Annotated in this window: 18 protein-coding genes and 1 other RNA gene; 18 read left to right on the top strand and 1 reads right to left on the bottom strand. The window is 51.6% G+C overall.

Translation table 11 applies throughout. From position 1 onward, the window contains the following. The first annotated feature begins 477 nt into the window (after positions 1–477). From yqfC to rnpB, 18 genes are all read left to right on the top strand, one after another. Complete coding sequence (yqfC, locus tag MKX50_RS16920; RefSeq protein ID WP_155610439.1) at positions 478–765, top strand: sporulation protein YqfC; 288 nt, start codon at positions 478–480, stop codon at positions 763–765. 5 nt (positions 766–770) lie between these two features. Continuing rightward, positions 771–1952: a sporulation protein YqfD gene (yqfD, locus tag MKX50_RS16915; RefSeq protein ID WP_213590163.1), complete on the top strand. Its 1182-nt coding sequence runs from the start codon at positions 771–773 to the stop codon at positions 1950–1952. Between the two features lie 6 nt (positions 1953–1958). Further along, positions 1959–2930 carry a PhoH family protein gene (locus MKX50_RS16910; RefSeq protein WP_213590166.1) on the top strand — a complete coding sequence of 324 codons (972 nt, stop codon included), beginning with the start codon at positions 1959–1961 and terminating at the stop codon, positions 2928–2930. A 52-nt stretch (positions 2931–2982) separates the two neighbouring features. Continuing rightward, positions 2983–5214, top strand: a complete 2232-nt coding sequence (locus MKX50_RS16905; protein ID WP_213590168.1) for an HDIG domain-containing metalloprotein — start codon at positions 2983–2985, stop codon at positions 5212–5214. A gap of 29 nt (positions 5215–5243) precedes the next feature. After that, positions 5244–5741 (top strand): rRNA maturation RNase YbeY, encoded by a 498-nt coding sequence (gene ybeY / locus MKX50_RS16900; protein ID WP_213590183.1) that lies wholly within the window; start codon positions 5244–5246, stop codon positions 5739–5741. Continuing rightward, positions 5741–6112: a diacylglycerol kinase family protein gene (locus MKX50_RS16895; RefSeq protein ID WP_213590185.1), complete on the top strand. Its 372-nt coding sequence runs from the start codon at positions 5741–5743 to the stop codon at positions 6110–6112. The genes ybeY and MKX50_RS16895 overlap by 1 nt, the downstream gene beginning before the upstream one ends. 61 nt (positions 6113–6173) lie before the next feature. Further along, a complete protein-coding gene (locus MKX50_RS16890) occupies positions 6174–6581 on the top strand; it encodes a cytidine deaminase (protein WP_213590187.1) in 408 nt (135 codons plus the stop codon). A 33-nt stretch (positions 6582–6614) separates the two neighbouring features. Then, on the top strand, positions 6615–7517 hold the full coding sequence (gene era / locus MKX50_RS16885; RefSeq protein WP_213590189.1) for a GTPase Era: 903 nt from the start codon (positions 6615–6617) through the stop codon (positions 7515–7517). 94 nt (positions 7518–7611) lie between these two features. Then, positions 7612–7764: a YqzL family protein gene (locus MKX50_RS16880; RefSeq protein WP_155610432.1), complete on the top strand. Its 153-nt coding sequence runs from the start codon at positions 7612–7614 to the stop codon at positions 7762–7764. Positions 7765–7785: 21 nt separating this feature from the next. Further along, the gene (recO, locus tag MKX50_RS16875) at positions 7786–8535 is read left to right on the top strand and encodes a DNA repair protein RecO (RefSeq protein WP_213590191.1); all 750 of its coding nucleotides are present in this window, start codon (positions 7786–7788) and stop codon (positions 8533–8535) included. Positions 8536–8896: 361 nt separating this feature from the next. Beyond that, the gene (gene glyQ / locus MKX50_RS16870) at positions 8897–9784 is read left to right on the top strand and encodes a glycine--tRNA ligase subunit alpha (RefSeq protein WP_339157396.1); all 888 of its coding nucleotides are present in this window, start codon (positions 8897–8899) and stop codon (positions 9782–9784) included. Next, complete coding sequence (glyS, locus tag MKX50_RS16865; protein ID WP_213590195.1) at positions 9777–11855, top strand: glycine--tRNA ligase subunit beta; 2079 nt, start codon at positions 9777–9779, stop codon at positions 11853–11855. The genes glyQ and glyS overlap by 8 nt, the downstream gene beginning before the upstream one ends. A 33-nt stretch (positions 11856–11888) precedes the next feature. Next, a complete protein-coding gene (locus tag MKX50_RS16860; RefSeq protein ID WP_155610428.1) occupies positions 11889–12350 on the top strand; it encodes a YaiI/YqxD family protein in 462 nt (153 codons plus the stop codon). 43 nt (positions 12351–12393) lie between these two features. Further along, on the top strand, positions 12394–14214 hold the full coding sequence (dnaG, locus tag MKX50_RS16855) for a DNA primase (RefSeq protein WP_213590197.1): 1821 nt from the start codon (positions 12394–12396) through the stop codon (positions 14212–14214). A gap of 45 nt (positions 14215–14259) precedes the next feature. Further along, entirely contained in the window at positions 14260–15387 is a 1128-nt protein-coding gene (gene rpoD, locus MKX50_RS16850; RefSeq protein WP_213590199.1) for an RNA polymerase sigma factor RpoD, read from the top strand. Between the two features lie 185 nt (positions 15388–15572). After that, positions 15573–16355, top strand: coding sequence for a class I SAM-dependent methyltransferase (locus MKX50_RS16845; protein WP_213590201.1), 783 nt, complete (start codon positions 15573–15575; stop codon positions 16353–16355). Continuing rightward, positions 16331–17446, top strand: coding sequence for a Nif3-like dinuclear metal center hexameric protein (locus tag MKX50_RS16840; RefSeq protein ID WP_213590209.1), 1116 nt, complete (start codon positions 16331–16333; stop codon positions 17444–17446). Before MKX50_RS16845 ends, MKX50_RS16840 begins: the two co-directional genes overlap by 25 nt. Before the next feature lie 98 nt (positions 17447–17544). Next, positions 17545–17955, top strand: an RNA gene (rnpB, locus tag MKX50_RS16835) — RNase P RNA component class A. Positions 17956–18057: 102 nt separating this feature from the next. Here rnpB and MKX50_RS16830 read toward each other — a convergent pair. Next, a complete protein-coding gene (locus MKX50_RS16830; protein ID WP_339157395.1) occupies positions 18058–19983 on the bottom strand; it encodes a S8 family peptidase in 1926 nt (641 codons plus the stop codon). Positions 19984–20065: the final 82 nt, after the last annotated feature.

Genomic DNA, 20065 nt, shown 5'->3' with positions numbered 1-20065 from the left:
CACACACACCACACACACCACACACACCACACACACCACACACACCACACACACCACACACACCACACACACCACACACACCACACACACCACACACACTACACGCACTACACGCACTAGACGCACATCACTCACTTCACATACTTCACATACTTCACCTTACAATTCTTTTTCGCACCGCACCGCTCTAAGAGAGCAGTAATCTGCTGCATAAATAGCCGTGGGTGGATGAGGCTATGGCTCGACGGATCGACCACAAATTACACTTCACGCAACTTCACGCATCATCCTGCAGCCCACAACCCTCGTTGTACTCATATCTGACGGCAGCAAGCAGCAACCATACCCGTTTATTTCACCTTGAAAATAATATCAAGATCCGCTCCAATCTCCCCTTGCCCTCCTTTTTGCCCTGGGTCTCATAAATTCTGCTTCTGGCGCATATTTTGTAGGGTAGAGGAAGGAGGGTTGCCTCATATGAGCCAGCTATCACGGAAAATCCGCAAATGGGCGGTCGAAGCGCTCGACTTGCCGGGGGATCTCGTATTCGATTTACCGAGGCTCACCATGATCGGCAACAAGCAGCTGCTGGTGGAGAATCACAAAGGGGTGGTTCACTTCTCACCAGAGGAGCTTCATCTCGAATTGAAGCAAGGGGTGCTGAGGGTCGAGGGAGCGGAGCTTGTGATCAAGGCAATCATGCCTGAGGAAGTTATTATTGAGGGCCGGATTTCCGGCATTAAATATCATGGAGTGGAGGAGTGAATCGCGTGAAATCATCTGTCTTATCCCGGTTGCGCGGCAGTGTGAGGATCGTTGTGCGCGGCGGGAATCTCGAGAAGCTCATTAATGAACTGGCCAAGGAAGGCATAGAGATATGGGATGTGCGTTCCTTACCGGAGCGGAAGATGGAGATGAATGTTCAGCTAAGCGATTATTTCTCCCTCCGTCCACTGCTGAAGCGGACAGGCTGCAGGATGTCCGTGAAACGGCGCAGCGGCGTGCCCTTTCTGCTCGCCAGGCTGTGGCGACGCAAAATTTTTATCGCGGGGTTTGCCCTGTTCATTGCGATTATATTTGCCCTCTCGTCGCTTGTGTGGGATATTGAAGTGCAGGGCAATGAGAATATATCAACCGAAGACGTGCTGCGTGCTGCACGCGAAGAAGGGATCTATCCTTTTCAATGGATATTCCGCCTGCAAAAACAGGACAAGTTATCCGCAGAGCTTACCCGCAAATTGGCCGGATCCTCCTGGGTAGGCGTATCCCGCAGCGGGACGCGCATCACAATCCAGGTCGTCGAAGCTACGCGCCCCAAGGAACAGGAGCTTCGAAGCCCCAGCCATCTCGTCAGCAGCTCCGATGCCGTGATCACGCAGATTTATTCTGAACGGGGACAACCCCAGGTGAAGAAGCATGACCGGGTCAGAAAAGGACAAGTGCTAATTGCCGGCATACAGGGGAATGAATTTGTCGTAGCCAAGGGAGAGATCAAGGGGATCGTCTGGCATGAATATAACATCGAGGTGCCGCTAGTGCGGAAGCAGAATGTCTATACGGGAGAAAAAAAGGAGCGAGGCTATCTGTTCTTCGGAAAGACCGCTGTCCAGATCACCGGATACGGCAGGCCTGGCTTTGCCGAGTTCCAAACCTTGAGCGAGCTTGATCCGCTGACCTGGAGAAGCTGGAAGCTGCCGGTCGGCTGGATGAGCGAGAGGCTGCTGGAGACGACGGAAATCCAAATGAAGCTTTCACCGGAGCAAGCGAAACAAGACGGAATCGACAGAGCTTTACGCGACATTTATGCGAAACAGGGCGTCGAATCGAAAATTGTCAGTCAAAAAATTTTGCATGAGAAGACAGACAATGGTAAAGTTTATATGAAAGTGCTTTTTGAAGTAGAGCAGGATATAGCGGAAGATCTTCCGATAGTATACGATCAAGGAGAATGAGTCTATTTGTCAGAACAAATTTCGCATACCAAAATTACATTACAAAGTGCCTCTGAGGGATTGTCGCTATTCGGTCCGCAGGATTCGTTCCTGAAGCTCGTCGAGAGCAGTCTGAATGCAGGGATCGTTTTGCGGGAATCAGAAATATCGATTCGTGGCGAAGCCCGTCAGGTGGAAATTGCCCAGCAGTTGTTCGAGGTTTTGCTGGAGCTGATCCGCAACGGATATATTTTGACAGAGCGTGATGTGCTTTATGCCATCGATTTGGCAAAGGATCTTCGGGCCGATCAATTGCTTGATCTGTATAAGGGGGAAATAGCGCTAACCTACCGAGGCAAGCCGATCCGGGTCAAAACGATCGGACAGAAGCATTACGTAACGACGATCAAGAAGCGCGACATCGTATTTGGGATCGGTCCAGCAGGTACGGGCAAAACCTATCTGGCCGTCGTCCTCGCGATCACTGCGCTTAAGGAAGGTACAGTGAAACGGATCATCCTCACCCGGCCTGCTGTAGAAGCCGGAGAGAACCTTGGTTTCCTGCCTGGCGATTTGCAGGAGAAGGTAGATCCTTATTTACGTCCTCTGTACGATGCATTATATGATGTGATGGGACCGGAGCAGACGGCCAAAGCTTTGGAGCGCGGCCTCATCGAAATTGCGCCGCTTGCATATATGCGCGGCCGGACGCTTGACGATTCTTTCATCATTTTGGATGAAGCTCAGAATACGACGCCAGAGCAGATGAAGATGTTCCTGACGCGCCTCGGCTTCGGCTCGAAGATGGTGATTACGGGCGACGTGACGCAAATCGATTTGCCGAAAGGCAAAAAGTCCGGATTGATCGAAGCGAAGAATATTCTTCAGCAAATTGAAGAAATCGGGTTCGTCTATTTTGCGGAATCCGATGTTGTGCGCCACTCGCTTGTACAGAAAATTATCGTTGCTTATGACCGTGCCGCTGAAAATCAGGGTTAATTTGCTTAAATACAAGGTTGCCGGGCTCTAAATTTTTCAGGAGGGCTGCACTATGACCTCAAACGAAATGCAAAAAGGTAAAACGCTGCAATCCCGAACAGCCGGATGGAAACATAGCGTATCTGTACGCTATGTTCTGTTTGCGCTGCTTATTATTATGTTCTATGCCAGTCTTGCACCTAAGCTGCTGCCGGAAACCTATGATATTGCCGTCGGGCTGCCGAGCGACAAGGAAATTCTGGCGCCGATGGACATTCCGGATACCAAAGCGACGTTAAAGGCTCAGGAAGAAGCGGCTGAGAAAGTAGGACAAGTCTACACGATCCTACCGCTGCGCAATGAGGTGCTCGTCGGACAAATGCTTGACCGGATTTTCCGTCTGAATCAGGATGATCAGGTGTCGACCGAGGACAAAATCAAAATTTACCGCGAGGAGCTCCCGCAAAGGGCGCAGGATCATATCCAGAATTTTATCCGGAACAACCGAAATTCACCGAACTATTCGGAGAAGCTGTTCGAAGAGGTAAATGAGCAGATCAGCGAGCAGGCTTATCATATTGCTGAGGAGACTTTTATCAAAATACCGAGGCTGACGCCGGAGGATATTAATGAAATGAAGCCTGTGGCGGCTGATATCGTCGCCCGGCTGACTACGGACCAAATCGTGGACGCTCAGACGGCGCGCGCCAAGGTTGCAGAGCAGGTGAGCACGAGTTCGCTGAGCAAGCGTGTGTCGCGGGAAGTTGTTCAGGAACTGGCCCGGCTGGCGATTACGGCCAACAAGTTCTACGACGAGGAAGCGACCAAAGCGGCGAAGGTAGAAGCGCGTGAGAAGACGCCGACCGTGTTCATCAAGCAGGGTGATGTATTGGTGCAGAAAGGGGAGAAAATCACCCCGGAAATGTACTCCTTGCTGGAAAAGAACGGACTGCTCAAGGATGAGGTGAATTACTGGCCGCAATTTGGCCTGATCATTCTGTCTTCGCTATTGGCACTGGGCCTGATTATGTATATCCGCCAGTCGGAAGGCGTTAGCCGCTTCAAATACAACAATTCGCAGTTTGTTATGCTGCTGCTGATCATTTTGATAACGATCCTGTCGATGCATGTGGTCAACATCGTACAAAATGAACAGCGGCCTTATATCGGCTATATTGCGCCAGTCGCGGTAGGGGCCATGCTGATTACGCTGTTGCTTGACATGTCTTTGGCATATATATGTTCTATATTGTTCAGTATATTGGCCAGCGTTATTCTTAATGTGCACAAAGGGCAGATTTTTGATTTTCAGTTCGGATTTTTCGCAGTCGTCATTTCTTTTGCAGCTATTTTCGCTATTCACCGGGCCAGCCAGCGCTCGACCCTGCTGAAGGCGGGGATCATGATTACGCTGTTTGGCTCCCTGGCGGTATTTACGCTGATTTTGGTCAACAACAACGGCTGGACGGAATCCAGCACGCTGTATGCGATCGGTTTTGCCGTGGCGGGCGGATTGTTGACGACGATCCTCGTAATCGGCCTTATGCCGTTCTTCGAGGTCACTTTCGGCATCCTGTCGGCGCTGAAGCTTGTCGAGCTGTCCAATCCGAATCATCCGCTGCTGCGCAAGCTGCTGACGGAGACGCCGGGCACATACCATCATAGCGTGATGGTCGGCAATTTGTCGGAGGCGGCTGCAGAAGCGATCGGAGCCAATGGACTGTTGTGCCGAGTTGGATCTTATTACCACGATATCGGCAAGACCAAGCGTCCGAGCTATTTTATAGAGAACCAGAACAATATGGAGAATCCGCATGATTTTATCGATCCTAAGCTGAGCAAGTCGATTATTATTGCCCATGCTCGCGACGGGGTCGAGATGCAGAAGGATTACAAGCTGCCGAAGCCGATTCGGGATATTGCAGAGCAGCATCACGGGACGACCTTTCTGCATTATTTCTATCATAAGGCGCTTAAATTGGCTGAAGAGCAGGGCGTAGAGCCTGACTTCACAGAAGAGGATTTCCGCTATCCGGGGCCGAAAGCCCAATCGAAGGAAGCGGCGATCGTGGGTATCGCTGACAGCGTGGAGGCGGCGGTGCGGTCTCTGCGCAAGCCTACCGTGGAGCAGGTGGAGACAATGATCGAGAAGATTATTAAGAGCCGTCTTGACGATCATCAATTTAATGAGTGCGACCTGACGATGCGAGAGCTGGATGTCATTGCACAGACACTGAAAGAAACCGTGATGGGCATTTTCCACTCACGGATCGAATATCCGGAAGAAATCAAGAAAGCGAACTAATGAAGCAAAGACGGGAGGGCAAGTAAGCTATGGCATTACAGCTCGAATACAGTAATGAGCAAGAAATCATCGAAATTGGGGAAGATTTAATAGAGCTATTGCATACACTGCTGCAAAAAGCCGGAGAAGCCGAAGGCGTAACTGACGGCGAGGTTGCCCTGACGTTCGTAACCGACGAAGAAATTCATACGCTCAATCGCGAGTATCGCGGAATCGATCGGCCAACGGACGTACTCTCTTTTGCCATGAACGAATCCGTGGAAGAGGAGCAGGAGATCGTCTATGAGCTTGAAGAAGGCGAAGAGCTGGAAGGCTTTGGCGACATGCTCGGGGATATTATTATTTCCGTGGAGACGGCGAAGGCCCAGAGTGAAGAGTACGGCCATTCCCTCAATCGGGAAATCGGATTTTTGTTCGTACATGGATTTCTTCACCTGCTTGGCTATGATCATCAGGATGAGGCGAGCGAGGCGGAGATGATGGGCAAGCAGGAAGCCGTTCTGGCCCAGGTGGGGCTAACCCGTTAATGAAGCCTGCATCCAAATGGAGCGACACATTCCGCTATGCGGCGGAAGGAATCGTAACAGCGCTGAAATCTGAGCGGAACATGAAAATACATTTGCTGGCCGCGGTCGCTGTTCTGCTGGCCGCAGCGTATTTTCGCCTCCCGGGACGTGACGTCGCCCTGCTTCTGATCGTCATTGGCCTCGTCATCGCGGCAGAGCTGGTGAATACGGCGCTGGAGGCCGTCGTGGATCTTGTTTCGCCCGACTGGCATCCGCTTGCGAAGACGGCAAAAGATACGGCGGCAGGTGCCGTGCTTGTTGCGGCAATTATTGCGGTATGCGTAGGCTGTTTGTTGTTTTATGAGCCGGTGATGGCTTATTTTCAACAGTAACTATTCCACAGACAGGGAATGAGCAAGGCTTACCACTATATTGCCTGAGGAGATGACGACAATGGATAACACGAGTTTGCTGTTAGAAGCGATTAAAGCGCGGGCTGCTGCCTATACGCCGTATTCCGGCTTTGCCGTCGGCGCCGCACTACTGGATGCGAACGGGCATGTCCACTATGGATGCAACATCGAGAACGCGGCATACGGGCCAACGAACTGCGCCGAGCGAACCGCGCTGTTCCGCGCCGTAGCCGACGGCCTTGCTCCAGGCAGTTTCCGGGCGCTGGCCGTCATCGGCGAGACAGATGACCCCATCGCGCCGTGCGGCGTATGCCGCCAGGTCATACTGGAGCTGTGCAGCCCGGATATGCCGGTAATTCTCGGCAACATGAAAGGCGATGTCAGAGAGACGACCGTGGCGGAGCTGCTGCCATATGCCTTTGGTCCTGCAGATTTGCAGAAATCTTAGCATCGTTACGGAAGACAGAAAGGACTAGACGAAATGGCAAAAACAACATTCAAATCCGGATTTGTGGCGATCGTCGGCAGGCCGAATGTCGGCAAGTCGACGCTGATGAACCACATTATCGGGCAAAAAATCGCAATTATGTCCGATAAACCGCAAACGACGCGGAACAAAATCCATGGTGTATATACGACGGAAGACATGCAAATTGTCTTTCTGGATACCCCGGGCATCCATAAACGCCAATCCAAGCTTGGGGATTTCATGAACACGACTGCTTTGAATACGTTAGGGGAAGTAGAAGCTGTGTTGTTCCTTGTCGACGCCTCGGAAGGATTGGGCGGAGGCGACCGGTTCATTATCGAACGATTAAAGGATGTAAACACTCCCGTGATCCTGGTCATGAACAAGATCGACCGGATCGAACCGGAGCAGCTGCTGCCGCTGATCGAGCAATACCGGGAGCTATATGACTTTGCGGAGATCGTGCCGATCTCCGCCATGCTTGGCAACAACGTCACTACGCTGCTGGAGCAAATCGGCAAGTATTTGCCGGAGGGGCCCCAATATTATCCCGAGGATCAAATTACGGACCATCCGGAGCAGTTTGTCTGCGCTGAATTGATCCGCGAGAAGATCCTGCATTTAACCCGTGAGGAAGTGCCGCACTCTATTGCCGTGACGATTGAGGATATGCGCGTTGAGGACAATGGGGTCGTCTATATTTCCGCTGTCATTTTCGTCGAGCGCGATTCCCAGAAAGGGATTATTATTGGCAAGCAAGGAGCGCTGCTTAAGGAAGTCGGAAAACTGGCCAGACAGGATATCCAGAACCTGCTCGGCTCGAAGATCTTTCTTGAGTTATGGGTCAAAGTCAAAAAAGACTGGCGCAACCAGGAGCGGATTTTGAAGGATCTCGGTTTTCACCGGGACGCTTAACGAATGGCAGTAATTTCATCACATACTCTTAGCTAGCTGGGCCATCCTATTCTTCATAGACGCAGCTTCATTTCCGAAGAAAGGGTGAATACGATTGCGAGATTTTTCGTGGAAGTATTTTGCGATGACTGGAGATGTCGATGCTTACATGCTGTACAAGGAAGCTTGCAGCAATTGTGAAGAGGAGGCCGCAGCTGCGGCAGAGCTGGAAGCTGTGGAGCAGGATGCAGACGCCGCTCCGCTGTAACATCACGCTTGGGGGAGAGACATGCTATACAGGGTGGAAGGTATCGTCATCCGCAGCATGGATTATGGCGAGGGGAACAAAATCATTACGCTGTGCACGGCAACGCATGGCAAGATCGGGGTGCTCGCCCGCGGGGCTAAGAAGGTCAAGAGTCGACATGCTGCTCTGACCCAGCCGTTTACTTATGGTGAATATACGTTCTACAGGCAGAAGGAAGGCCTTGGAACGCTGAATCAAGGTGAGATTCTCGAATCTCACTTTTCTTTACGTGAAGATCTGTATTTAGCGGCTTATGCATCTTATGCCTGCGAGCTTCTGGACCGGACGCTGCAGGACGAAGAAGTCGGCAGCTTCTGGTTCAATCAGCTCAAGGCGTGCTTGGACGGATTGTCGGCAGGCAAGGACCCGGAGATCGTTCTTCGTTTATTTGAGATGAAAATATTACAGGCGGCTGGATACGGGCCCGTTTTTGCAGAGTGCCTGTCCTGCGGGCGGCAGGATGACTCGTATTTCATCAGTCCGCGTCTCGGGGGAAGACTGTGCCGAAGCTGCAGGCATCATGATCCGGCGGCCATGACGGTTGCTCCCGGCACATTCAAACTGCTGTCGCTATTTGAGCGAATGGACCTTCGCCGGCTAGGCAATGTCGAGGTGAAGGACGCGACGAAGGCGGAACTGAAAAAACTGATGCGAGCGTTCATCGACATGCAGCTGGGATTGCAGCTTAAATCCAGAAACTTCCTGGACCAATTAGACAAATATGAAATTTGACTTTATGTTCATGATTCATGTATTATAAAAAAGATTTCTCTTAATAGAGACCCGTGCGTTGAATGGGAAAAGTAATGTGTTCTTAAACCGGATTAGCGAGTCGGGGATGGTGGAAGCCCGAGCCGGAGAAACTCATGAAAATGGCGGCCCTGGAGCACGGAAATGATCGTGAAAAGCGGATTTTGCATCAGCGGCAAGCGGCATTGTAATCTGCGCTGCTATAATGCAAATCAAGTAGGGTGGAACCGCGGGAAGTAACAGCTCTCGTCCCTACGTCTGAACAGCAGGCGTAGGTGACGGGGGCTTTTTGCACGTCATTGTACGCCGGCTGAACACGAACAAGTGTAAAGGAGTTGTGGTCATGAATTTTCAGCAAATGATTCTAACGCTGCAGCAGTTCTGGGCGGAGCAGAATTGTATCGTGGTGCAGCCTTACGATGTAGAGAAGGGAGCCGGTACGCTTAACCCGATGACATTTCTGCGTTCGATCGGTCCGGAGCCGTGGAATGTCGCATATGTGGAGCCATCCCGCAGACCGGCGGATGGACGCTATGGGGAGAATCCGAACCGTCTGTACCAGCATCACCAGTTTCAGGTCATCATGAAGCCTTCCCCTGATAACATTCAAGAGATTTATCTGGAGAGCTTGAAGCGGCTTGGCATTAACCCGCTTGAGCATGACATCCGTTTTGTTGAGGATAACTGGGAGCATCCGGGGCTTGGCGCCTGGGGACTCGGCTGGGAGGTATGGCTTGACGGAATGGAGATTACACAGTTTACGTATTTCCAGCAGGTCGGCGGCATCGAGACGAACCCGGTCTCCGTTGAAATCACGTACGGTATGGAGCGGCTTGCTTCTTACATCCAAGAGAAGGAGAACGTGTTCGATCTGGAATGGGTTGACGGTACGACTTACGGCGATGTATTCCATCAGCCGGAGTTCGAGCACTCCAAATACACGTTCGAGACCTCGGACGTGAAAATGCTGTTTACTTTATTTAATATGTACGAGCAGGAAGCTTCGAAAGCGATGGAGCAGCATCTTGTATTTCCTGCTTATGATTACGTCTTGAAATGCTCGCATACGTTCAACCTGCTTGACGCACGGGGCGCGATCAGCGTGACCGAGCGCACCGGATACATTACGCGGGTGCGGAATTTGGCCCGCCAGGTGGCAGCGACGTATTTGGAGGAGCGGGAGAAGCTTGGATTCCCGATGCTGAAGAAAGGGGGCGAAATCCATGCCTAAAGATTTGCTATTTGAAATCGGGCTTGAGGAAATGCCGGCCCGCTTTATTCGCGGTGCTATGGAGCAGTTGAAGGACCGGACGGTGAAATGGCTCGACGAGCAGCTGATCCGGCATGGAGAAGTTGCTGTTTACGCCACGCCTCGCCGTCTTGCCATACTCGTCAAAGAGGTGGCGGACAAGCAGGAAGACGTTCACGAAGAGGTGAAAGGCCCTTCGCGCAAAATCGCCCTGGACGAGAACGGGCAATGGAGCAAGGCTGCGCTTGGTTTTGCCCGCAGCCAAGGCGCCGACCCGGAGCAATTCACCTTTAAGGAGCTCGGGGGCACGGAATATATCTATATCAGCAAAAGCCGTAACGGTGTAGAGACATCTTCGATCGTGGCCGAAGGCCTGCTGAATATTCTCCATGCGATGAATTTTCCGAAGAATATGCGCTGGGGAAGCTACGATTTTAAATTCGTGCGGCCGATCCGCTGGATGGTAGCCCTGCTCGGCAGTGAGATTATCGATATTGAAATTACCGGCGTGAAGTCCGGAAATGTGACGCGCGGACATCGTTTTCTGGGCGGCGAGATCGTAATCGGTCAGCCGGCGGATTATGTGGAGGCTCTGCGCGGCGGGCACGTCATCGCCGATGTGAAAGAGCGGCAGGAAATGATTGTGCAGCAAATTAACGGCTTGGCCGAGGAGAAGGGCTGGCATATTTCCGTGAAGGAAGACCTTCTGGAAGAGGTGCTGTTCCTGGTAGAAACGCCAACAGTGTTGTACGGCACGTTCGAGGAATCCTTCCTGCATATTCCGCAAGAGGTGCTGATCACTTCGATGCGCGAACATCAGCGCTATTTCCCGGTGCTGAACGATCAAGGAGAGCTTCTTCCTTACTTTGTAACGGTGCGCAACGGCAACGCCGAGCATCTGGAGCTCATTGCCAAAGGCAACGAGAAGGTGCTGCGCGCCCGGCTGTCGGATGCCAAATTCTTCTATGAAGAGGATCAGAAGCTGGCGATCAAGGACGCCTTGTCCAAGCTGGAGAGTATCGTCTTCCACGAAGAATTAGGAACGGTCGGCGACAAGGTGCGCCGGATCCGGCGGAATGCGGAGAAACTGGCTGACGTGCTTAATGCGGATGCCGGGACGACCGAAGCGGTTAACCGGACCGCGGAAATTTGTAAATTCGATCTCGTTACCCAAATGGTTTATGAGTTCCCAGAGCTTCAGGGCGTAATGGGCGAAGATTATGCGCGCAAAGCGGGAGAACCCGAGGCTGTAGCCAAAGCGATCTTCCAGCATTACCAGCCGAGATTTGCCGGGGATGCGGTACCGGCGTCCGAGGTAGGTTCGATTGTGAGCATTGCCGACAAAATCGATACGATCGCAGGCTGCTTCTCCATCGGCATTGTTCCAACGGGATCGCAGGATCCGTATGGCCTTCGCCGCCAGGCTGCCGGTATCGTGCAGATCATCCTGGAGCACAAGCTCTCGCTTGCCCTCCCGGTGCTGTTCGATATCGCACTTGAGACGCATGAGCATTTCCATGAGCTGAAACGGACGAAGGACGAGATTCTGAAGGATCTTACCGATTTCTTCGGACTGCGCATTAAGAAAACTCTATCCGATCATGTGCGTTATGATGTTGTAGATGCCGTCATTTCCGCAGGCTACGATGATGTCGTTTCCATCGTGTCCAGAGGCGAGACGCTGATGGCTGCGGTGAGCGGACAGGATGATTTCAAGACGACCGTCGAGTCGTTCGGGAGAGTAAGCAATCTGGCTGCCAAGGCTTCTGCAGAGAAGGTTCGCTCGGATTTGTTGAACGATCCGGCAGAATCTCAGCTATACGAAGCCTGGAAGTCGGTTACTGCGGCATATCGTGAGGCATTGGAGCAGCGGGACGCAGCGCAGGCCCTGAAGCTGATCTCCGGCCTGAAGGAGAGCATTACCTTATTCTTTGACAAAGTTATGGTTATGGCTGAGGACGAGACGGTTCGTGCGAATCGACTAGCTCTGCTTAAGGCAATTGACGAGGATTTAAGCATGTTTGCTGATTTCAGCAAGCTGGTTTGGGCATAATAGCATAATACGGTTTTGAAGGACGGGAGTCTGATGAATACACGGATCGTCGTTGACGGAGACTCCTGTCCCGTCAAGGCTGAAATCGCTGCTACAGCTGCAAAGTTCGGAGTTGGCGTATTGATGGTATCCTCCTATGACCATGTGATCAAGCAGGTCTCGGGGGTTACCATTGTTCAGGTTGACCGCAGCCAGCAAAGCGCGGATTTGTACATTGCCAACCATATTGCCAAGGATGATATCGTCATAACGCAGGATTATGGACTTGCTGCCTTGGCTTTAGCCAAATCGTGCCGGATCTTGTCGCCTAGAGGCGAGGAGTATCACCCCGGCAATATAGATTATTTGCTGGAACGTCGTCACCATCATGCCAAAGCTCGGCGCGGCGGACGGTATTTCAAAGGGCCTAAGCCTTTTACGGACGATGACCGCAAGAAGTTTATTGATGCGTTGTCAAAAGTTTTGCGAGATATGCAGGAGAATGTACAATTTTAGCGAATTACTATTTACGTGTTATATAGAGATGAAGGTGGTTTGGATGAGTACCGGACGAGGAATTCCGGAGGAGATCATCGAGGCGGTCTTGCAGCAGCATGATATCGTCGATACGGTAGGCAAGCACGTTCATCTAACTAGACAGGGCAAATATATGAAAGGTCTTTGCCCTTTTCATTCGGAGAAGACGCCGTCATTTACGGTGACGCCCGAACGGCAAATGTTCCACTGCTATGGCTGCGGCAAAGGCGGAAATGCCATCAGATTTAGGATGGAAATCGAAGGATTATCCTTCCCCGAAGCTGTCAAAATCATGGCGGAAGAGGCCCATATCCCCTTTCAGGATAGTGCCTTCCGGGCAGGGAGCGCCCCTGTAAGCCGGGAGATGGAACAATTACTGCAGGCCTACGAATGGTCTTCCAAGCTGTATCATTTTCTACTGAACAATACAGAGCATGGCAAACCGGCCATGGACTATTTGAAGTCAAGGGGGTTTAGCGATAAGGCCATCGACACATTCCAAATCGGTTATGCCCCGGCACGCTGGGATACGCTTGTCCAGTTCCTGGAGAAGCGCTCGTTTGATCTCAGTGCCATGGAGAAAGGCGGTTTATTATCGTCCAAGCAAGACGGATCAGGATTTGTTGACCGCTTTCGCGACCGGATCATCTTTCCCCTGCACAACAGGAGCGGCAAAGTGATCGCTTTTGCGGGGCGGATACTTGGGGAAGGCCAGCCCAAATATTTAAATTCTCCGGAGAGCAGGTTATTTACCAAGAGCCGAACGCTCTATAATCTTCATCAGGCCAAAACGGAAATCCGCAAATCGCGTCAGATCGTATTATTCGAAGGATACGGCGACGTCATTAGCGCATGGGAGGCCGGGGTTCATAATGGTGTTGCTACGATGGGGACCGCGCTTACCGAAAGCCATGCCAGCATCATGAGAACACTCGCGGACGAAATCATCGTCTGCTATGACGGCGACAATGCCGGACAAGCCGCAGCCTTGAAGAGTATCCCGATACTGGAGGCCGCAGGCTTCCAAATTAAAATTTCACTGCTCAGTGAAGGACTTGACCCTGATGAGTTCATTCGTAAATACGGGGCCGAGAGGTTCAGATTGCAAGTCTTGGATGGCGCTGTTTCAGCGGTTAAATTTAAGCTTATATATCTGAAAAAAAACCATATACTGCTAGAAGAAGATGGAAAGGTCGCATACATCAAAGATGCTCTGGAAGTTATCGCGCCTCTGCCGTCGCCGACAGAGCGGGAGATTTATTTGAAGGAATTGTCTGCCGAACTGCAGGTTTCATTTGATAGCTTGAAACAGGAATGCAATCAATTCCGTCAAGACATGCAAAAAAGGTCATCCCATGGGGATAATAACGCCAAAAGGTGGAATAATGTTAGGCATAAAAAAGGCAAGGCATCTATGCCGACTTTACTGCCTGCTTATCATGTCGCGGAACGGAGATTGTTATCCTTCATGCTTCAGGATGAGGAAGTCGCCCGCTATGTTGGCGATCGTCTTGGAGATAGTTTTAACATCAATGATCATGCGGCGATTGCTGCTTATCTATACGCCTATTACGCAGGGGGGAAAGCGCCGGATGTCAGCCGTTTCATTTCATCTTTGCAGGATGAACGGCTGGAGCAGGCCGTCACATCCATCGCGATGATGGATACTCCGGAGGAATGGACGACTCAGGAGCTTGACGACTGCATCCGGGAAATTAAGCGTGTTCCGCTGCAGGCCCAAATTCAGCGTAAGAAGGAAGAAATGGTTTCGGCGGAGCGTGCCGGGGATTTTCTGCGAGCGGCACAAATTGCAAGTGAGATTATAGCCCTAGAGAGACAATAGCTGGATGAATTTTCGCGGATGTTTCTAGGGAGGAGGGAGTCAAGTATGGCGAATGATCAGCATACGGAATCTGAAACAGAACTGACATTGGACCAGGTCAAAGATCAACTGGTGGAACTAGGCAAGAAAAGATCTTCGTTAACATATAAAGAAATTATGGAGAAGCTTTCGCCTTTCGATCAGGATCCTGAGCAAATGGACGAGTTTTTTGAGCATTTAGGGGATTTGGGAATAGATGTTGTAAATGACAGCGATGATGAGCTCGGCCATCGCGGCGATGATGAAGGTCGCAGCGACAGCGACGAATTCAGCTTTGATGATGATTTGACATTGCCTCCCGGCATCAAAATCAACGACCCGGTACGCATGTATTTAAAGGAAATTGGCAGAGTGCCTCTGCTCTCGGCCGATGACGAAATCGAGCTGGCCAAACGCATTGAGAACGGCGATGAGGAAGCGAAGCGCCGTTTGGCTGAAGCTAACCTTAGACTCGTGGTCAGCATTGCGAAACGTTATGTAGGCCGCGGCATGCTCTTTCTGGATTTGATTCAAGAAGGAAACATGGGTTTGATTAAAGCGGTGGAGAAGTTCGACTTCAAGAAGGGCTTTAAATTCAGTACCTATGCGACATGGTGGATTCGCCAGGCCATCACGCGGGCCATCGCCGACCAAGCCCGTACGATCCGTATTCCGGTGCATATGGTTGAGACGATCAATAAGCTAATCCGCGTTTCTCGTCAATTGCTGCAGGAGCTGGGGCGCGAACCGACGCCGGAAGAAATTGCAGCGGAGATGGAGCTTAGCGTTGAAAAAGTTCGTGAGATCATGAAAATAGCACAAGAACCCGTATCGCTGGAAACGCCGATCGGCGAAGAAGATGATTCGCATCTGGGGGACTTCATTGAGGATCAGGAGGCGTTGGCTCCTGCGGATGCCGCGGCTTATGAGCTGCTGAAGGAGCAGTTGGAGGATGTGCTGGATACATTGACCGAACGGGAAGAGAACGTCCTGCGCCTGCGCTTCGGCCTGGATGACGGCCGGACGAGAACGCTGGAGGAAGTCGGCAAAGTATTTGGCGTGACACGGGAAAGAATTCGTCAAATCGAAGCGAAAGCATTGCGCAAGCTTCGCCATCCTAGCCGCAGTAAACGGTTGAAGGATTTCTTGGAATAGGTCGTGCAACCCTGACCCTTCTGCAGCAGCAGAAAGGTCTTTTTTTTCAGGAAAGCGGCATATGGTTTACATTAGTTTTACTTTTTTCCTATTTTTTCTTGCTGATTTTATTTTAGCTTTTTTCCTGGCCCAATGCAAATGAAAATGGTGCGGATATTTGTTGGATGGAGGGAGTAATGACTCGGATGAAATTATCATCAAGGTTACAGCATATCGCGGACAGATTGCCTCCGGGCTGCCGTTTTGCAGATATTGGCTCCGATCATGCGCTGCTGCCCGTATGGGCAGTAAAGCACGGTGCAGCGGTATCTGCCGTTGCCGGAGAGGTCAATGACGGGCCGCTGGAGGCTGCGAGAAGACAGGTAGCGGAAGCGGGACTAAGTCAATCGGTATCCGTCCGCAAGGGAGACGGTTTGGAGGTGATTGCTCCCGGCGAAGTGGACGCGATTACGATTGCGGGTATGGGAGGCGCCTTAATCAGCTCCATATTAGAGGCGGGAGTAGATAAGCTTGCAGGTGTTAAGCGGCTCATTTTACAGCCAAATGTTGGGGAGGATTTCGTTAGGCGCTGGCTGCTGGAGCATGATTGGTATGTTACAGATGAGACGATTGTGGCGGAAGACGGTAAAATATACGAGATCATTACGGCGGATGCCGTTCCCGGTGCAGCCGGACTGAATGAAGAGCTGTATAAGCAAAGGCTGCTGCAGCAAGGGCAGGACGAGAGTGACAAGAGCGGAGCCGTGTTAACGAAGGAATTGTTATTGATGATGGGGCCGAGGTTAACCGTGCAGGTCGGCGATGTGTTCCTGAATAAATGGAATGCCGAAATTTCCAAACTCGAGAACATTCAGCGTTCCGTCGCGGGCTCCCAGCTTCCGGCCTCCCAGAAAAAGGAGCAGGAGTTAAGTTTATTGATCAAACAGCTTAAGGAGGTGCTGGCATGTTTGCCAAAGGTCAAACCGTAATCCAGTATATGGAGCAGCTGGCTCCGAAGCATGTCGCTATGGAGGGCGATAAAATCGGGCTGCAGCTTGGGACGCTGCAAAAGGAAGTCCGCAATGTGCTCGTCGCTTTGGATGTAAACGAAGAGGTGGTCGATGAGGCCATTGCGCTTGGTGCGGACTTAATCATCGCACATCATGCGATTATTTACAGGCCGTTAGCGGGTCTACAAACCGATTCGCCGATGGGGAAGGTCTATGAGAAGCTGATCAAGAATGACATCGCTGTCTACATCAGCCATACGAACCTAGATGTAACGGAAGGCGGAATGAATGACTGGATGGCAGAGGCGCTGGGTATTGAGAATACGGCCCCGCTGGAAGATATTCATACGGACAAGCTGTACAAATTGGTCGTATTCGTGCCGAAGAACCACCATCAGAAAGTGCTGGATGCGATTCTGAATGCCGGGGCGGGGTGGATCGGCAACTACAGCCACTGCAGCTTCAATATCGAAGGATACGGCACGTTCCTGCCTAGGGAGGGAACTGATCCATACCTGGGAGAGCAGGGCAAGCTGGAGCGGGCGGAGGAAGTCCGCATCGAGACGATTATCACTGACAGCGTGAGGAATAAGGTCATTCAGGCCATGCTCAAAAATCATCCTTATGAAGAAGTGGCCTATGATCTTTATCCAATGGACTTGAAAGGACGGAGCCTTGGATTAGGGAGAGTCGGCCGGGTTGCCGAGCCTGTCACGCTGGGGGCATTTGTCGAGCGGGTGAAAGAGAAGCTGGATGTTCCGGCCGTACGGGTCGTCGGGGACTTGAACCGGCAGATCAAGAAGGCGGCTGTCGTCGGCGGCTCGGGAGGGCGCTACTGGAGGCATGCCCAGTTCCGGGGGGCGGATGTGCTTGTTACCGGAGATATCGACTACCATACCGCCCAGGACGCGCTTATGGCGGGTATTACCTTGATTGATCCAGGGCATAACGCGGAGAAAATCATGAAAGCAAAAGTGGCGGCCTGGCTTGCCGATAAATTTGCCGAGCACAAGTATGAGACAAAGGTTCATGCATCGGCCATCGATACGGAGCCGTTTGCATTCCGCTGATGTCAAAATGCTGGCATTGGCAGAAAACGTCAGCATTGGCGCTGATTTATACTTGTGATTGCAGAGCAATCCCTGTATACTATTTAATGTTGCCTTCGAAAGTTTGACAGACAATCGCCGGCGGCTATTCGCCGCGGGAGGAAAGTCCGGGCTCCAAAGGGCAGGGTGCTGGATAATGTCCAGTCGGCGCGAGCCGAAGGATAGTGCCACAGAAACGGACCGCCGATGGCCGCCGCAAGGCGTGCACAGGCAAGGATGGAACCGAGGTGTAAGAGACCCCGAGGAACGCTGGTGACTTCGTTCCTGGTAAACCCCACCTGGAGCAAGACCTAATGAGACGCAGCTTGCGCCTGCAGGCACAGGCAGCTTTCGCCCGAAGCGCGTCTAGGTTGGTCGCTGGAGCCGTGCAGTAATGCACGGCCTAGATAGATGATTGTCACTTACTAGCGGGAGGGTAGTTCCCGATTACCGCGAACAGTACAGAACCCGGCTTATGGCAAACTTTCATCACTGCAACATATTTTATTTGAACAGTCATAGCGCTGTTCCTATTCTTAACTCAAATCAAAGAAGATCGCTAAGCGTATAACCGCAGCGATCTTCTTTTTCTTTTAACGGCGGAAAGGATCTTCCAACAGCCGCCTTAGCTTCTGGTCGATATGCTGGGGCCACAGCTGCAGCGGAGCCCCGCTGCCTCCGGCAGCTTCCAGCGCCGCGAACACGTCGATCTGTCCATATCCGTACATATTGTCATGGCCGGGATCGCCGAGATCGATGACGTTGCTGCGGATAATGTCCATGACCTCCGTATTTTTCAGATCCGGATTGATGGACCGTATCAAAGCGGCAAGTGCGGCCACATGCGGACTAGCCATCGAGGTGCCCGACAATGCGGCGTACTGGTTATCGGGATACGTACTGGCAATGCTTTCACCGGGAGCGACTACGTCAACATAGTCGCCGTAATTGGAGAACGACGCTTTCTTTAAATTGTTGTCGGTAGCCGACACGGACAGCACTTCGGGATATGCAGCCGGATATCCCGGCCGCTCCGTATTGTCATTGCCGGTGGCCGCGACCAGAACGACGTCCTTGTCGAAGGCATACTTGATGGCTTCATGCAGGAATTGGGCATCCGCATAGTTGCCAAGACTCATATTGATAACTTTGGCCCCGTTGTCCACAGCCCATATAATGCCCTGGGCAACGGAGTAGGTCGTACCCGAGCCGGACTGATCCAGCGCCTTAACCGGCAATATTTTGCCGCCCCACGTCATTCCCGCGATACCCTCATTGTTGTTTACGTTGGCTGAAATGATGCCGGCGACATGCGTGCCGTGTCCTACATCGTCCGTAGGATCCTTGTCGGGGTCGATGACATTATATCCTTTTAGCAGCCGTCCCTCCAGATCAGGGTGAGACAGATCCACGCCGGTATCGACAACTCCAACGATGACGTCATTGCTGCCCTTAGACAATTTCCAGCCCCGGTTCGTTTCGATGATGGGCAAATTCCACTGGTACTCCGAAAACAGCAAATCATTAGGAATTTCCGGCGAATCGGCCGCGGGCGCTGTTTCATTCGTCATATACAAATAATGCGGCTCGATAAAGGCCGGGCGCCATTTCTGGACGAAGTATTTTTTCAGCTCGTCCATGCTCATGCTATCCGATTGAAAAATATAGGTGTTGCGAATCGACCGCGGCTTATTCGTATGTTTTGCTTTAATATCCTTCTGGATTTGGGCGAGCTGTTGGTCGGACGGAGGTTCTTTAAAGGTCACGACGATTTCATTTTCATAAAAATGGCTTGCTTTTTCATTGTCATGCCCGGTTTTGACAGTTAGGTCTTTAAGCGTATCGGCATGCACCGACTCGATTTTGTATTTGCCCTCCTTCGGATAAGGGATCAAGCGCAGATTTTTGTCTTGATGTTCTTTGACGCGTCTTAGAATGTGGGTATCCATGACGGCGATGATTCCATCTTTGTTATGTTTGGAAGGCTCGGCAATGACAAAAAAATGCGGGTCCTTTTCCGGAAACACAGGCGATTCATAAGGCTCGGATTTGCGGAGCGCTTTTCGCGCCAGGGCGACATAGTAATTTGTCTGCTCCTGTACATCTGGGGCGGTTCGTTCATTGCTGCCGCGGAAATGCTTGTCCTTTCCCGTAGAGCTGTACAGCATAATCGAACGAAACTGCTTATGCCCTTTTTGCAGTTCCCGGATATCGGCGGACAGCTTTGATAACGAGGAATCCTTGATTCCTTCGGCCAGCGCCTGCAAATGTCTTTTGGCATCAAGTCTGGCCAGCCTTTCTGTCGCTGTGACGTCCCGGCGCAGCATCAACTGCTTCAACTGCTTTTCTTCTGCGGGCCTGGGCACCTCTGTCTGCTTCGTATTTTGCATAATTTGCTGTTTAGTCCGCTGCTGTCCCGCTTGCTGCTGTGGGCCAATATTAAACTGCGGCAACAACGCCAAGACCGTGATGGCTGCCACACCGGACACTCCAATAGCGACCCATCTGCCCCATTTCATGGATCATCCCTCCTGCTGTAGTTTCATGTAACTGTAGGTTGAGGATTTTGCCTTCATTTTATTCCTGAGCTTCTGTATCGAT

This window comes from Paenibacillus sp. FSL W8-0186, from assembly GCF_037969765.1.
Lineage (GTDB): Bacteria > Bacillota > Bacilli > Paenibacillales > Paenibacillaceae > Fontibacillus > Fontibacillus woosongensis.
The sequence above is the reverse complement of the archived record's forward strand: the minus strand, read 5'-3'. Positions and strand labels throughout refer to the sequence as shown.